14 protein-coding genes, 3 tRNA genes and 2 pseudogenes are annotated in these 14,919 nt (G+C 36.9%); 9 read left to right on the top strand and 10 right to left on the bottom strand.

The genetic code is table 11. The annotated features are described in order from the left end of the window. The gene (locus HCUR_RS05020) at positions 1-750 is read right to left on the bottom strand and encodes an ABC transporter substrate-binding protein (protein ID WP_104207029.1); all 750 of its coding nucleotides are present in this window, start codon (positions 748-750) and stop codon (positions 1-3) included. Between the two features lie 178 nt (positions 751-928). Here HCUR_RS05020 and HCUR_RS05015 point away from each other — a divergent pair. Further along, positions 929-1,001 (top strand) — tRNA-Lys (locus HCUR_RS05015). Between the two features lie 94 nt (positions 1,002-1,095). Here HCUR_RS05015 and HCUR_RS05010 read toward each other — a convergent pair. From HCUR_RS05010 to HCUR_RS05000, 3 genes are all read right to left on the bottom strand, one after another. After that, a complete protein-coding gene (locus HCUR_RS05010; RefSeq protein WP_104207028.1) occupies positions 1,096-1,842 on the bottom strand; it encodes a sugar transferase in 747 nt (248 codons plus the stop codon). Between the two features lie 108 nt (positions 1,843-1,950). Continuing rightward, positions 1,951-2,022: transfer RNA gene (locus HCUR_RS05005), tRNA-Gly, on the bottom strand. A 6-nt stretch (positions 2,023-2,028) separates the two neighbouring features. Continuing rightward, a tRNA-Tyr gene (locus HCUR_RS05000) sits at positions 2,029-2,111 on the bottom strand. Between the two features lie 195 nt (positions 2,112-2,306). On the opposite strand from HCUR_RS05000, the gene HCUR_RS04995 reads away from it, so the two are divergent. Genes HCUR_RS04995 through HCUR_RS04985 form a run of 3 tightly spaced genes read left to right on the top strand, consistent with a single transcriptional unit; the run spans position 2,307 to position 6,119 of the window. Next, complete coding sequence (locus HCUR_RS04995; protein WP_104207027.1) at positions 2,307-3,992, top strand: cation:proton antiporter domain-containing protein; 1,686 nt, start codon at positions 2,307-2,309, stop codon at positions 3,990-3,992. Continuing rightward, positions 3,970-5,355, top strand: coding sequence for a hypothetical protein (locus HCUR_RS04990; protein ID WP_104207026.1), 1,386 nt, complete (start codon positions 3,970-3,972; stop codon positions 5,353-5,355). The genes HCUR_RS04995 and HCUR_RS04990 overlap by 23 nt, the downstream gene beginning before the upstream one ends. Further along, entirely contained in the window at positions 5,352-6,119 is a 768-nt protein-coding gene (locus HCUR_RS04985; protein ID WP_104207025.1) for a ParA family protein, read from the top strand. Before HCUR_RS04990 ends, HCUR_RS04985 begins: the two co-directional genes overlap by 4 nt. A gap of 20 nt (positions 6,120-6,139) precedes the next feature. On the opposite strand, the gene HCUR_RS04980 is transcribed toward HCUR_RS04985, so the two are convergent. Then, complete coding sequence (locus tag HCUR_RS04980) at positions 6,140-6,829, bottom strand: RsmE family RNA methyltransferase (RefSeq protein WP_104207024.1); 690 nt, start codon at positions 6,827-6,829, stop codon at positions 6,140-6,142. Positions 6,830-7,067: 238 nt separating this feature from the next. Between HCUR_RS04980 and HCUR_RS10260 the strand changes: the two genes are divergently transcribed. Together HCUR_RS10260 and HCUR_RS04970 are read left to right on the top strand one after the other, a co-directional pair. After that, entirely contained in the window at positions 7,068-7,370 is a 303-nt protein-coding gene (locus tag HCUR_RS10260) for a transposase (protein WP_104207023.1), read from the top strand. 512 nt (positions 7,371-7,882) lie between these two features. Further along, a pseudogene (locus HCUR_RS04970) lies at positions 7,883-8,207 on the top strand (transposase family protein); the annotation flags it as partial. A gap of 586 nt (positions 8,208-8,793) precedes the next feature. On the opposite strand, the gene HCUR_RS04965 reads toward HCUR_RS04970, so the two are convergent. The 3 genes and pseudogenes from HCUR_RS04965 to HCUR_RS04960 form a co-directional block, all read right to left on the bottom strand. After that, positions 8,794-9,402, bottom strand: a complete 609-nt coding sequence (locus HCUR_RS04965) for an MJ0042-type zinc finger domain-containing protein (RefSeq protein WP_104207022.1) — start codon at positions 9,400-9,402, stop codon at positions 8,794-8,796. Positions 9,403-9,988: 586 nt separating this feature from the next. Next, complete coding sequence (locus HCUR_RS08690; RefSeq protein WP_165780775.1) at positions 9,989-10,219, bottom strand: hypothetical protein; 231 nt, start codon at positions 10,217-10,219, stop codon at positions 9,989-9,991. After that, positions 10,204-10,569, bottom strand: a pseudogene (locus HCUR_RS04960) (transposase); the annotation flags it as partial. The pseudogene HCUR_RS04960 and the gene HCUR_RS08690, both read right to left, overlap by 16 nt. Before the next feature lie 1,018 nt (positions 10,570-11,587). Between HCUR_RS04960 and rnhA the strand changes: the two are divergent. Both rnhA and HCUR_RS04950 read left to right on the top strand, forming a co-directional pair. Further along, positions 11,588-12,850 (top strand): ribonuclease HI, encoded by a 1,263-nt coding sequence (rnhA, locus tag HCUR_RS04955; RefSeq protein ID WP_104207020.1) that lies wholly within the window; start codon positions 11,588-11,590, stop codon positions 12,848-12,850. Then, positions 12,847-13,578 (top strand): TrmH family RNA methyltransferase, encoded by a 732-nt coding sequence (locus HCUR_RS04950; protein ID WP_165780779.1) that lies wholly within the window; start codon positions 12,847-12,849, stop codon positions 13,576-13,578. The genes rnhA and HCUR_RS04950 overlap by 4 nt, the downstream gene beginning before the upstream one ends. Here the strand turns inward: HCUR_RS04950 and HCUR_RS04945 are convergent. Then, the gene (locus tag HCUR_RS04945) at positions 13,554-13,895 is read right to left on the bottom strand and encodes a hypothetical protein (protein WP_104207018.1); all 342 of its coding nucleotides are present in this window, start codon (positions 13,893-13,895) and stop codon (positions 13,554-13,556) included. The genes HCUR_RS04950 and HCUR_RS04945 overlap by 25 nt on opposite strands. Positions 13,896-14,560: 665 nt before the next feature. Here HCUR_RS04945 and HCUR_RS10255 point away from each other — a divergent pair. Next, on the top strand, positions 14,561-14,686 hold the full coding sequence (locus HCUR_RS10255; RefSeq protein ID WP_104207047.1) for a transposase: 126 nt from the start codon (positions 14,561-14,563) through the stop codon (positions 14,684-14,686). A gap of 71 nt (positions 14,687-14,757) precedes the next feature. Here the strand turns inward: HCUR_RS10255 and HCUR_RS04935 are convergent. Continuing rightward, positions 14,758-14,919 (bottom strand): transposase (locus HCUR_RS04935; RefSeq protein ID WP_165780702.1); only part of this gene is annotated, 162 nt, incomplete at its 5' end.

Below are 14,919 nucleotides of genomic sequence, written 5' to 3'. Positions count from 1 at the left end.
TTATTCAATATGATATTTATATTTGAGTTTTTGTAAGGCACCACTCTGTTCTAGCTCCTCCAAAGCTGCGTTCACCGCTTCACAAAGTACAGAATTTTTAGGAAATACAATACCGTAACTGCTAGTACTCTTTCCCAAAGGAACTCTCTGTAATTCTGGATTCATTTGACAAAATTCCTTTGCTTGATATGCATCCAACACTATAAGATCTATTTTTTTTGCTTTTAATGCTTCTACTAAGGGTAAATTCTCATCCATGATTACACACTGTTCTTTTGGATGATGGATTTTAATCCAATCTTCCATAGTGGTACCCATTTGACAACCTAAAATTTTTCCTGAAAACTTTTTAGAATCTCCCTTTCGAAATAAAGCGTATAAAACCTGAGTATAGTAAGGTTTAGAAAACTTAAATTGTTTCTGACGCTCTTGTGTAATAGAGATAGTGGCAATTCCCACATCTGCTCGGTGTGTTTCAAGAGCTGCAAGAATTCCACTGAACTCTAATACCTCAAAGTGTACCTTCTTTTTTAAAATTTTTGCAATGAGTTGAATGAGTTCAATGTCAAATCCTTCTAAGTTTCGCTCTGCTGTATAATATTCAAAGGGAGGATAATCTGCGCAGGTGACAACCGTAATGTTCTGAGAAAGCTGAGAATTTTTTTTAGAAGTGCACCCTATAATACACAGTGTCTCTATCGATAGAAGCGAGAGAAGTAAACACTTCCATTGTTTAAAGCGTAACTTCATGGGGATTTAACGTTCCAAAACTTTTTTATTTCCTATCTAATTTATACATAAAATTTGGAAAAAAAACAATCAATTACGGGCCTTAAAAAGATAGGAAAGTACTGTGTGTAGTGAAAGAAAGTTTTGGACTTCTAAGGCTTGACTTTTGATAAAATAAAGAAGATACTTAGCACAGAAAGGGCCTTTAGCTCAGTTGGTAGAGCATCTGACTTTTAATCAGAGGGTCGCAGGTTCGAACCCTGCAGGGCCTAGTTCAATGCACTTTATTAGTTTTATATAAAAAAATCTTTTAGATATTGACTAATAATCCAATACTTTAACTTAAAAGATTTTCTTGAACACTATTCACGGAAAAAATTTTTCCAACGAAGCTAGTTGGGAGTGTTCTCCCGAGCATAACACACAGAGCGTGCGTAATAAAATTTTTAAATCTAGTACGTAATTTTGGTGATGAACATAATAAATATCGTAAGCAAATTTTTCATCCCAGTGAAGAAAATTTCGTCCGTTAATCTGTGCAAGACCCGTAAGTCCTGGCCGTACGCAGTGTCGCTGCTTAGGCGTATGATCATTAATAAATTCTGGCACCAAAGGACGAGGTCCTACAAGGCTAATATCTCCTTTTAATACGTTCCACAACGAAGGAAGTTCATCAAAGCTATAGGCGCGAATAAAAGATCCGTAGGGAGATATTTGGACTTCTTCGGGAGACATTAGCGCCCCAGAAAGATTTTTTTGGCACATAGAACGAAATTTAATAATTAAAAATTTTTTTTGAGCACGTCCGATCCGAGGTTGAATAAAAAAAATTGGGGAACCCAATATGACCCAATTACACGTCATAATACAAAGGAGGAAAGGAAAAGCGATCAGGAGCACCGTAATACTTACACTAACATCTAAGATACGTTTACTATATTGAAAAATTATTTTTTGATAACGTTTAGGAAATAAAAATTTCATTAAATTTCCAATACAATACCATAGTAACACTTCAATAAACACGAAAATCCAAACTGGAAAACTAATGAGTAAAAAAAACCAAAATAAAAAAGTTTTTTGAAGTTTACCTTGAAGACGCTTTATTTTCATAGAAACATTCTACCGACGCCTAGGGATCTCATCGAAAAGTGTTTTTGATATTTAACACAACATAACTATCTTAAATGAACATTTGTTTTAGTACGAACTCTAGAACGGAGCGGATGATGGGAGTCGAACCCACGACAGTCAGCTTGGAAGGCTGAAGCTCTACCACTGAGCTACATCCGCATGCACTGGAGAGAGTAGGATTTAAACCTACGTAGACGTACGTCGGCAGATTTACAGTCTGCTGCCTTTGATCCCTCGGCCATCTCTCCTTCTCGGGAAATATAGCCTAGATTACAGCATAGTGTCAATCCCCGTAATTTAACTACCTTAATATATTTTTGTAGACTGGATTTATTTTTTTCATATTATCATATATAAATAGTGTAATTTTTAAATTTCTAAAAACATTGATTTATTTTGCTTTTTTATTAAAATAAGAATTATGTGTAAAAAAATAGATTGTGATGATACCCAATATCCTTTTGTTTTTATTAATTGCATGGTTGGCAACTTTTGTTATATGCAAAAGTTTGCGTGTAAACTTGATTTTGGGATACTTGATTATGGGTATTGTGCTTGGCCGAAGTGGCGTAGATGTTTTAGATGATACGCTCTTACTTTCGCATTTAGGAGAGCTCGGAATCAGTCTTTTTCTCTTTACCCTAGGTGTAGAAATTCCATGGCATAGATTAGTGGCCTTAAGGCGATATATTTTTGGTGTAGGTGTTGCGCAAGTAATAGTATGCGCTCTATTTATTGCTGGACTTTTATATATTCAGCCCATTTTAAAGATTCAAGATTCTGTATTTTTGGGATTGTTTTCTCTAAGTTTAGCTTTTTCCTCCACTGCAGTGATCATTCAAATTCTTTCTGAACGCTTTGAGCTCACCAGCACGGTAGGACGTGTATCTTTAGGCATTCTATTGTTTCAAGATTTGGCTGTGATTGGGATGTTTGCGTATCTTGGAATCGATGTTCAAAAGGCTTCACTGGGAACGAATCTTCTCAATTGGAGTCTTGGAGCTATACTATCCGGTCTGTGGGTTTTTTTTGTATCTTGGACATGCAAACATATTATGACACGCTATAGTCAAAGAGATATTGGGCTCGCCTTTATATTTGTTATGGTATTGGCAGGAAGTTTTATGACGCACTACTTTGGACTATCTTCAGAACTTGGAGCGTTTTTAACGGGAGTAAGTATTGCGGGCACATCGTGGCGTCATCATTTAAACGACGAGCTTCATCCCTTTCGTACCATTCTTTTTGCCTTTTTCTTTTTCATGGCGGGAACACAAATAAATTTGAGGATCTGTTTGGAACAAGCGCAATGGATTGGATACGGTGTTACAACCTTATTTTTGGCCAAACTGTTGGTTATGTTAATATTAGGTAGAATATGGAAATTTTCTTGGAGTGTTTGTTTACAACTAGGAATCTTGATTGCAGGAACCAGTGAATTCCTGTTTATTCTAATTTCTCATCCTGAATTTAAAAGTCATTTTTCTTCCGTCACTCAACAAATCGGATTTGGTATTACGTTTTGTTCTATGGTGTTGACACCCATTTTATTTTCACTTACCCGTTATCTCTTGAAATTTTTAGAACGCCGAGAAAACTTTTCTCAAGGGTATAGAGGAAAAGATAAAGCAGATGTTATTTTAGCAGGCTTTGGTCACGTCGGACAAACCGTAGCAGTGGCTCTGGAACTAAATTTCATTTCGTTCCTTGTAGTGGATTACGATATTGTACGTTTGGAGAAAGCAAAGACTTTGGGTTATCCTATTTTGCATGGGGAAGCACGTAATATAGAATTTTTAAAAAAAGCAGGCATTGGAGATGCTAAAGTATTATTATTAACATTTGGCCATTCCAGCACTTGTGTAGAGCTAGTGAGAAATGTACGTACTAAATTTCCACAACTTTATATTGCGGTGCACGTAAAAAGTGCACAACAAGCACAGCATTTTCAAGGACTTAATATATTTTTAGTGTACCCTGAAGCATTAAAGTCTGGATTGCAGATGGCCGCTATCAGTTTGGAATGTTTAGGATTTTCTAAAGAACATGCTGCTCATATGGCAAAAACAACTCCAAAAACCTTATTTATGGAAAATATTGAGCGTTATGATGATTCTCCAGAAGAATAAACTATGGGGCTGGAAAGATTGTATCGGCTTAAGTTTAGGATGTTTGGGATGGATCGCAGGCTTAATATTGCCTCAGCACACGTGTATACTGACAATTTTTTTATTGGGAATGAGATTTTTTTTATATCCATTGTCTTTTGAGAAAGTAGGAGGACTGTTTCTATTTACTTTAATAATATGGGTATTAGATGTTATAGGGCGCAGTGCAGAAATTTATTGGGTAGGCGCTTGTATAGGAGTGTTACTTCCCGTTAATAGAATACTGCATAGCAAATCATTAATCATGAAAGTATTATGGATGGGGTATGGTATAGTATTTCTCGGATATAGTGACGCCCTTGCCATTCAATATAAAAATCCTTATTGGTTTTTAAAAACGCTATTATTTCCTGTAAGTTTGAGTATATGTATCATGCAATGGCGTAACATTATCACCAGTAGCTTAAAGGTTGCGCGTCATTACTCCAAATTGTGCTCTGAAATTGGGTTTATTTGGATATTTTTCTTGAGCTATAGCGTTGTATGGAGTATAAATTTTTTAGATCAAAGTCCTTGTTCTGGTCTGAATGTAAAACATCGAGTTATGTACTTAAGTCTAATAACGTTACCCCTCATTTGGTATTTTATGGATATACAGTGCAAAAAAAAAGCCATAGGAATTTTAGGATGTGTACTCTTTTTAAGCGGCTACTTTCAGTGTCGATTAGGAACGATAGGAATTTTTTCTGCTCTAAGCGTAAGATATTTGTTTTTACATTATCCAAAACTTACATTATGGACCCTACAAGGATTATGGAGTGTAGGAGCCAATGGCGTAATATTTGCTTTTCAATGGGTACTGAAACTTAATATGTTGAGAAAAATTGCTTTTTTAAATACAAGCTTTTATGAACGATTAATGTTTTGGCACTATTTTGATAAAATAACCCCACCGATATTTTGGTTTGGTATGGGAGTTGGTGAATTTTGGCGAATTATTATGAAAGGTATATCGTATAAAGGAATGGAAAAAAAAATGGTAAACATTATCCCTTCTCATACGCATTGTTTGTTTTTAGATCTTAAATTATGCTTTGGATGCATTGGCATAGTAATGATAAGCGTTATATTAATAATGATGGGCGTAAAAATGTGGCACGATCGCTATCATCCTCTTGCATCGGTAACTCTTGGAATATGCGTGTATATGTTTACCATCTATCTTTCATTTTTTGGAATCATTTCTCACCTTTTTGTATTAGGATGGGGAGGAATTGCTTGGGTGGTTGGAAAAATTTTATATTGCTCCACGTGGAACAATCGATCCAACTTGATGAGACAGAATGCGATGGACAAAAGACAACTCATTGAGAAAAAAATATGAAAAAATCAAAAATTATTTGCGTTATGAACCAAAAAGGGGGAGTGGGAAAGACTACCACTGCAGTTAATTTAGCCACAGCCTTTGCTGCAGTAGAACATAAAGTATTACTTATAGATCTAGATCCTCAAGGAAATGCCACCACTGGTGTGGGAATTTTTCATTTAAAACATACCGTCTACGAAGCATTAATGCACTTAAGACCTTTACAAGACGTCATTATTAAGACGTTTTTACCCTGTTTAAAATTAGTGGGGTCTAATAATGAATTAGCAGGCGCAGAAATTGAACTGGTTCCTCTTCTAGATCGAGAAAAACATCTGCTCTCTGCGATAGAAGCGCTAAAGACAAAATATCAATACATATTTATCGATTGCCCTCCCTCTCTAGGATTGTTAACGTTAAATGCACTAGTAGCCTGTGATTTTGTCCTTATTCCTCTGCAGTGCGAATTTTATGCTTTGGATGGCTTAAGTCGTTTATTGGCAAACGTTCAAACCATAAGACAAACTTTTAACCCAGATTTAAAAATTTTAGGTATTTTGCTTACTATGTACGATGGACGATGTCTATTGAATCAACAAGTTGCACAAAACGTGCGAGAATATTTTAAACATCTTATTTTACCTGTGGAGATTCCAAGAAATATAAAAATAGCAGAAGCATCTTCTCATGGAAAGCCAATTATTTTTTATGACAGGAAAAGTCTAGGAGCTTTAAGATATTTAGAGCTTACTCACTATTTATTAACCATTTATTCTTGGTAGTGTTTTATTTTTAAATAGATCTAAGAAACCTGGGCCTTATTTTGAAGAGTTATCAGTGCTGCGACAACCGCAGTTTCTGCGCGTAAACAAAACTGTGCTAAAGGTAAAGGATAAATTTCTTTATAACGTTGAAAAATTTCTAATTCGCATTCACTCCACCCTCCTTCTGGACCTATCCATAAATTAATAGGAAACTTTACTTGCGTAAAAGAATTTTTTTTTGTATCCCAAGAATTCATATGGGCTACCCATCCTTTAGGCGCTTTCCTCAGTGCATCTTCAAAGGATATTAAAGGCATAATATTTGGAAGCGTATACCGTCCGCTCTGCTCACTGGCTTCTTGGACAATACGGTATGCCCGTTCTACATTAAAATGACGCACAGAACTACGTTGTGTGAGGACAGGATGAATATGCGTAACTCCTAATTCTGTACTTTTTTCTAAAACCCAGTCTAGACGTTTAAATAATGAAATATAGAGATGCAGGCAGGGTAAAGCTTCCGGCTGATCGTGAATACATTCTTTCACATAAAGACGCTGTTCTGTTTTTTCTAGACAAACAGCTTTCCATCCTCCGTCTTTTCCATTAAATACTTCGATCCAAGCTCCAGGTTTTAATCGCATCACAGTGTATATATAATGAATCTGTGAAGCAGATAAAGAAATCGTTCCTTGAAATAAGCTAGTCGATACAAAAAGGCGAATCATAAGTTATTTTTTATGAACATTAGTCTTTATGCAAACCGTACCATATTTTTTATGGAAAAAGGAAGTATAGACTCAAAATTTTCAATTATTTTTTCTAGGGTATATGTAACGAATAAATTAAGAAACCATCACGTAAAAAGTTGAAATAGCGGGAATCAAGTATAGGATTGACATCAAATAGAGATGAGAGAGATCAAAAAGCTATACAAGTAATCTAAAAGACGAAGCGTGAAAAGTTATAAAAGAAAGGATTAATGAGAGAAAAGAGAAGCAAGTAAGGCCGCAGCCTAAGGATGCTAGGCGGGTATGGAGCGGCATCGTTTATATTACAAAAAACGGCTGGTTTTGGAGAGATCTCCCTAAAGCGTTTGGGCTATGGAAGAGCGTATTGAATGACTTTACCAGGCTAACGCATAGAGGGATCATTCAAGCATTCATGAATAAACCCAGAGATATCGTCATAATGAAGAGGGGAAAAGAGCAAAGTCCTAGCATAGGAATTATCGATATCCAAAGCGTGAACCCACGCGCTTTTAAATAATGAAGAGATGGAGGTAAGAAAGTAGCGGATAGAAAAAGACATCTAGGGGGCAGCACCTTAGGCTATCGGCTAAATGGTGATGTGCACAGCGCTAATCCTCGTGATAGTATGTGTACCAAAAGAGCCTTATTTGGCTTGAAGGAAAACTTTGTAAGGCTGGTGAACATTTTAGCACATCAAGGCTATCAAAGTGATTTAAACCAGTGAGTTTATCTTCATACGTAAGGATCTTTACTAAGCATTGTAAAACAATGGCGACAAGGTGTAGAGCGTTCATTTTCTTGATTAAGTTAATAGACTTGTTGCATAACCTAAGCAATAAGTGTTAACTCAGCTCCATAAAGGAGGTTGAGATGAAATAACGAAAAAATCAAAAATTATAAAGATGAATAGTTTCGTAGATTAAGTGGTGTAAAGAGATCTACATTTAAAAAGATAATAGCACTACTGGAAGAGGCTGAGAAGAATAAAAAAGCAAGAGGTGGAAAACCAAATGCGCTAGCGATGGAAGAAAGGCTATTAATTTTAGGCTGTTTAAAGAATCCGGAACCAAAATACATCCTACAAGTGCAATGGATTACTGACACTGGATACCAAGGAATACAAAAGCTGTATATCAAATCCAAATTGCCAAAAAAGAAAACCAAGAAAATACCTTTAACAAAAGAAGATAAAAAGAAAAATCAAGATCTGGCTTGCGAAAGAGTAGCCAATGAAAAGGTCATAGGCATGATTAAACGGTTCAAAATCATATTTGATCAATACAGAAATAGACGTAAAAAATTTGGACTCAGATTCAATCTAATAGCAGCTATTTACAACATGGAGTTATCCTGACATCTCGTTATGCAAGCGGTCTAAAGAATACAATTGGGGTTTCAAGCGCATCACCATACAGCATAACGCTAACACGTTTCTACCCTTTGTTTTTGCATACCAGTTTTTATATTGTGTTAAAGCACCAGAAGTCGTTTTTATCAAACGTCAATTATTATCCACCTTTACCAAGGTATTGAATGTCTTCATCCAAACCCCAGCTTTTTCCTGTGCTAGGAATTTTTTATATTCCGTTGCGCTTTGAGCAATGCATTCCAGGGCGAACCTGTTCTAGTCTTTCACATTAGTGTTACTAGATATCGTACACTATCATAGCCTCCACCCTCTATTTCTTATTTTCCCAGGAAAACTACCTTTTGAACTATTGATCTCTTCTTAAATCTTATAAAATACGCCCCCTCATGTTACAATGCTTAAATTAATGGTCTTTCATCCTAAATGTCGATATTTTGTAGGTATACAAAACGTTTCTTACACGCTGTATGAAAAAATTGATGTACAGTAAGCAGCAGTAACAGTAAGTAGTTCTTGTCATTGATTGCTATTTTTTTAACAGATGATTAATGCAGGAAAGCTAATAGAAAAGTTAGGGTAAAAACCCTACACTAATTTTTGAAAAAGATTCAGGAACATCTTTGAGTTCCATGTACAGAGATTTTTCTTCACCGGGTAACAGCGGAGTTTTAGGCGGAAAATATTTTATTTTCTGTAGGACTTTTCCTTCTTTTTGGATATTAATAAATAGTGTTGGAATATAACGCAATTCCTTGGTAATGTTGATAAAATCTAATTTGCAAATTACGCTATTCTCTGTGTATCGATATACAATATTTTGAATGCGAATTTTTTCTTCTTGACAAAATTCTTTCGGTTTCAACAAATCAGACCAGCTTTGTAAAGAAGACCAGACTAGATTTTTTTGATACAATACAAACAGTGTACTCCCTAAACAAAGAGAGGTCAACAGTGTAAAACCCACCCAAAAAAATCGTAGATGAGGTGAATTATGCGTTGTATGGGATGCTAACATTAAAGGCGCCTCCAGTACGGGTACCAGTGTGTACGGAGAAAGTGCGGGAGGATTTTGATACCAAACATGCTTGCAGGAGGAGCACCGTACATATCCTCCTTTTGATCCTAAAACATCATCATCTAAGTGATAGCGTATGGAACACATATTACATTTGACAATCATTTATAAAAAATAAAAATTCTTCTTACTCTATAATATATAAAATAGTTTATGTTTCCTAGAGTACATAAGCAATTTAGTGGGACGCATCTATAACTCTTCACACTAGAGTAAATTAAATTGAATGCAGGTTACAAAAATAAAAATATCTAAGTAGACCTAGTTCTTAGACCTAAAATAAAAGAGCGTTTAAGGGAGTAGGTAATAGAGTAGTGTGGTTCTAATCATAACATTTTTTAGATGTTACAGAATGGGTTTTTGAGATTAATGATGCTAGGGGTACTTTTTTTCTGTATTTTTTTAGCATTCGAGTATTAAAAACTTTGAGCTACGCAAGCTCCTGTTCAACGTTTACCCACATTGGGAAGACTGTTTTATTGCATCTGGGTTTATGGGCCTATTTTTGCTTTTCTTAAAGGAAAGCCCTGTAGTGAGGCTTATATTTTGTAATGCATGATACCCACTTTTCTCGTACCCTTTACATCATCGGGGAAAGAGCTCCGCCTCTTAGAGCCTGTATTTATGGATGAGCGATCCGCCTTAACAAGCCCCATAGAATGCACGATCCTCACCCTATTTTCGGCAGCTGCTAAAGCCATTTCCTACGCTTTAGACAATCTTGGATAACGCTTGAGCCCAGCCAAGGTTCGTTCAACGACCCATCTTTTGGCGAGCGCAGCCTATTCTGGGGTTCTGAAATTTCAATGGTCTTGTTAAGACCATTTCTCATAAACGCTAGCATGGTTTTTCCATACCCGGCATCGGCGCAAACGCCTTTGAGTGTCGGATACTTTGCAAAGCCTTTTAAAAAACATTGCACCCCCTACTGTGATTAACGTTATCAACAGTACCGTGCACTATTGCCTTGTGTATCCACAACACTATGGCGTTTAGGTTTTTTCCTCCATCAATGCCGCGTTGTTCACAAGTTTTGGTAGTTTTGACACTGTGTGAATTAATCCTGCGATCGCTCGGGTTTTTACTTTCACCAGCCTTGATCCGCCCTATCTTGACAAGCGTGCTCAGTACTTTTTTCCATGTTCCTTTTATGCTGCATCTTCGATAAAACGAATGTAGCGTGGAGTATGGCGGAAAATCTTTAAGAAGCATCTGCCATGGGCAGCCGCTCTTTATTATGTAAAATACTCCATTAACACGCTCTTTCTTTTTGTGTTTACTTTTATTACTATACTTGACTCATGCAAAATGATCCTTAATGAGCGCTTATTTATGATCTGTTAAATCTCTTGGATCCCTCATTCTTATTACCTTCAAGCTTGCCTCCTTTTATCCATGAATACAGGTTCTTAATAAACTAAGTTAAGTTATTTTAAATACTGTATAGACTTGTTGAAATACTAAATTTTTTTTGATTAATATATCATTTTTATATTACAATTCAACTTCTTTACTATAGTGTTTTTTGATTTTCTTTGAAGCATTATCCCACTCTAAAGGGTGTATGTGCTGATGCGCTCTATAGAAAACCTATGAAAAAATTTGTTCAAACCGTTTGTCAAAAAAGTATTGAGATCTAGGCTCCTAAATGCACTGTTCTCGCTAAAAAATTAGAGGGTAGAGCGCATCTTTTCTCTGGCTAAATCACTTATCTAAAGATTATGAAATAGCCATTAAGTCAGCTGACAAGATTATTATAATTCCTTACCCCATTACTCTTATTAAAAAACTTCCCTAATCTGTGAAGACAGGTTCTAGAGCATAGAAAATATTCTATAGGTAGCTATGTCGTTGACTAAAAAAAGAATTATTGGGATTGGGAGAATATACAAAGCATAGTTTTTATAGATTCATTTCGTGAAATAAAAGACAAGATATTGTACCTCTTCGCTTGTACAAAATCTAAAAAAACACTGTAATAGAGAATACGTAATTAGGCTATACCAAATTCTCTCCATTGGGTATTGGATATGTCGTTTGGCGATAATTAAAATGCTCCACAAGTGATGATTAATAATGAGCGGAATTATAGCCTTTAATTTATTACAGCTTGCTAAGAGTCAAATAAAGGGATAATCTCTGTAAATCGATTACGCAAAATAGTCGAATGAACTACTCAGATATCCTCTTTGCAACAAAAATTTTCATGAGGTTTCCGTTGTGTTATTTAAGTTGAATCCCTTCAACAGAAATGATATTTTTAAATAAGCAGACGGTATAGAGTATAAGTGTGGTTTGGCTTTTTACAGATGGTGCATGTTCTGGAAATCCAGGTCCTGGTGCTTGGGCGTGGATTTTTCAAGACAATGAAAGACGCCTTCAAGCATCGGGATATGAGGTTCAGACTACCAATAATCGTATGGAGCTTAGCGCCGCATTATACGGGTTGATGGCATTAGACACTCAAGCACCTTTAACAATTGTTTCAGACAGCGCGTATCTTGTTAAAGGTATGGAATCATGGGTTGAAAAATGGCAAAAAAACGGTTGGATAAATACACAAAAAAAACCTGTAGAGAATCAAGATTTATGGAAATCGCTTCTGATAGAAAGTCAGAGATTTCCGACGCTGTATTGGAAGTGGGTAAAAGGACACGGTACTCATCAAGGAAATATTGACGCAGATAATTTGGCTCAAGTGACCTTGAAAGCAGGACAGCACTCTTTGAAAAGCTTAGTGGAGGCTGTACCCAATGTCTCTTTAGAACCCACCATTTCAAAGCCCCCTATTTCTGGATTATGGTTTGGAGACGAAGCGGGAGTACAAGGAATGCTCACCTCTTTTCCCCTGGAATTTTGTACCCGGATCCTTCACTTTAAAGAGCGTATACCGGTCTTTTTTACCGGAAGTGCGTGGCAAATTTCCTGTTTAGAGACATTAACCCGTCTCATAAAAAGTGCGCCTCTTTGGTACACTTCTGAATTTCGCGTAATAGTGGCTCCGTGTCCTGAAGAAACAGAAGCTTACCAAGCCTTTGGATTTTATCCAAAAACTGAAAATACTTCTTTTCCTCTCTGGGCTAAAGTTTTAGGAGCAGTTTTAGGAATTTTTGGAACTTTAGAAGTTCAGGCATTAGATTCCTCTTCTAAAATGCAATGCCATGCCTATCTTAAAGCCAAGCGTGTCTATTGGCGGGCAGGGCCTGGCTCCGAGCATGCAGTTCTGTGGAGTTACACCTGTCCTGGGTGGCCAGTTTTTATTCGTAAACGATGGAGTTACTGGTGTCAAGTAGAGGATGTGAAAGGCGCTATAGGATGGGTGCATGGTAATTTATTGACTTTCCGAAGAGTGGCATTTATTTTATACATGAAAACCCCTTTAAGAGTAGAGCCGTCTGTTTCCAGTGCTATTAAGGCTTATTTACAAAAAGGTGTACTGGCGTTCTGCCTTAAGCAGGAAGGTCCCTGGGTGTATGTTCGTCTCTTAAAAGAACACTACGAAGGATGGGTTTATGACCAGCATATTTGGAATGCTAAAAGAGGAGGATCGTGAGTACACGAGAGAACTTAAAGAAAAAAGAGATTTGGATTTGGGGTCTGCACAGCGTGGAAGCTGCACTAAAAGCAAAACGACCGGTGTATGAATTGCTGTGCATACCTTCTAGAGCAGAGCGATTTAAATGTTTTGGTGGTCGTTCTTGCTCTATTTCACATATTGAGCGTGTGGTTCCTAGAGATGCGGTGCATCAAGGGGTTGCGTTGCGTACTAATCCTTCTCCCTGTGTAATATTGGAAGACTTGAACCCAAAAAGAGGACCTGTTTTGGTGTTGGACCAGGTGGTGGATCCTTATAATGTTGGTGCATTATGGCGAAGTGCCGCCGCCTTTCAAGCCCAAGCCATAATTTTTTTGACTCAAAGAAGTGTGCAACCGGGACACTTAAAACACGAAGGTGTTGTGGCAAAAGCAGCGTCTGGCGCACTGGAGCAGGTTCCATATGTGAGTGTTGTGAATTTAAGCCGAGCTTTAGAAGAATTAAAAAGACTTGGTTTTTTTTGTGTAGGGCTGTGTGAAACAGGAGAATTATTGGATCCCAATCAAATCTTTCAAGGGCTGGGAGTGGCATTGGTTGTTGGACAAGAAGGAAAGGGGCTAAGGCTACTGACACGACAGCAATGTGATATTTTGTGGAAGTTACGGGTATGTCCGGAATTTTCTACGCTCAATGTGTCTGTGGCGGGCGCGATAGCGCTTTCTCAATTATATGGTGTTTTAAGATAAAGCCTTAATCTTGGGTAAGGCGTGCAACACCTAAAAATAGTGGCATTACCGTGCACCAGAGTGCCTTGTGTATGCCACAACACTATAGCGTTTAGGTTCCTTTTTTTTCCTCCGTCAATTCCCCGCTGTTTACAAGCCTTGGTAGTTTTGACACTGTGTGAATCAATCCTGCGATAGCTCGGGTATTCACTTCCACCAGCTTTGCCCCGCCTTATCTTGACAAGCGCGCTCAGTACTTTTTCCCATATTCTTTTGATCCTGAATCTTCGATAAAACGAATGTACAGTGGAGTATGGCGAAAAATCTTTAAGAAGCATTCGCTATTGGCAGCCGGTCGTTATTATGTAAACTACTCCATTAACACGCTCTTTCTTCTGGTGTTTACTTGTATTACCATACTTGCCTTATTCAAAATGATTCTTAATGAGCTTTTATTCATAAGCTGTTAAATCTCTTAGATCACTCATTCTTATTACTTCTAAGCTTGACTATACTGCCTTCTTTTAGCCATGAATACAGATTCTTATCATTGTTATAAAATGAAAAAAATACAGCCTAGCCTTAAAGAAAAGCGGAATAGAATACAGATAATGATCAAAGGATAAGAGAAAAATAGTTATAGTGAGTAAAAGTAGCGTAAGTAGAAGGTGGGTACGGTCGGAAAAAGAAAAAGTAATCGCGCCTAAGATAAGGTTAAGCAGAAAAGCAAACATAGATCTAAACCAGCTAAAAGTTTTTGAATAAAAGCGAAATAAATATCAAGAATAATAACCTATATAGTATCTGAAATTCTTTCATAAAGTGAGGAGAGTGGTATAGAAATGACTCTTTGAAAAGACAGAGGGTGGGGTAAGAAAAGTGAAAAACTAGTTTGTAAAAGGCGTGGTAAGTATTACAAGAGAATTTATAGTATAGCTGGAATAATCAATCCATAGCACCCCTAACGGGCTCATTCCATAACGCTTATAAGACAGAAATATGAATTGAATCGCTTGGCTACGAGCTATTTTTCTTACCGCCATATTCACCTAACCTGAATCCCATTAAGCAATTCTGGACTACTATGAAACGATGGATTAACTGTAACATTACTCAATGTATTGGATGACCATAAGACCTTGCTTGAATTGTTTCAAATCCCATTTTCAAGCTAAATTACTATAAGAGCTTATCCGCAAATTAATTAGGAGGAAAGAATCTGCGCAAGAGTAGTCTGTTAAGTGACATGTAAATGTTATTCTCTGTAGAAGAACAAAGCAAGTCGTATTCTTTTGATAGCCTTCTATTTCTACCAAGCCATCCAAATGTTCGTTCTACAACCCATCGTCTCCGTTGAACCTT

Origin of the sequence: Holospora curviuscula (assembly GCF_002930195.1) — a bacterium.
In the GTDB taxonomy this organism is placed as follows: domain Bacteria; phylum Pseudomonadota; class Alphaproteobacteria; order Holosporales; family Holosporaceae; genus Holospora; species Holospora curviuscula.
Note: the sequence above shows the minus strand (reverse complement) of the source record. Positions and strands in the feature narration are given on the sequence as shown.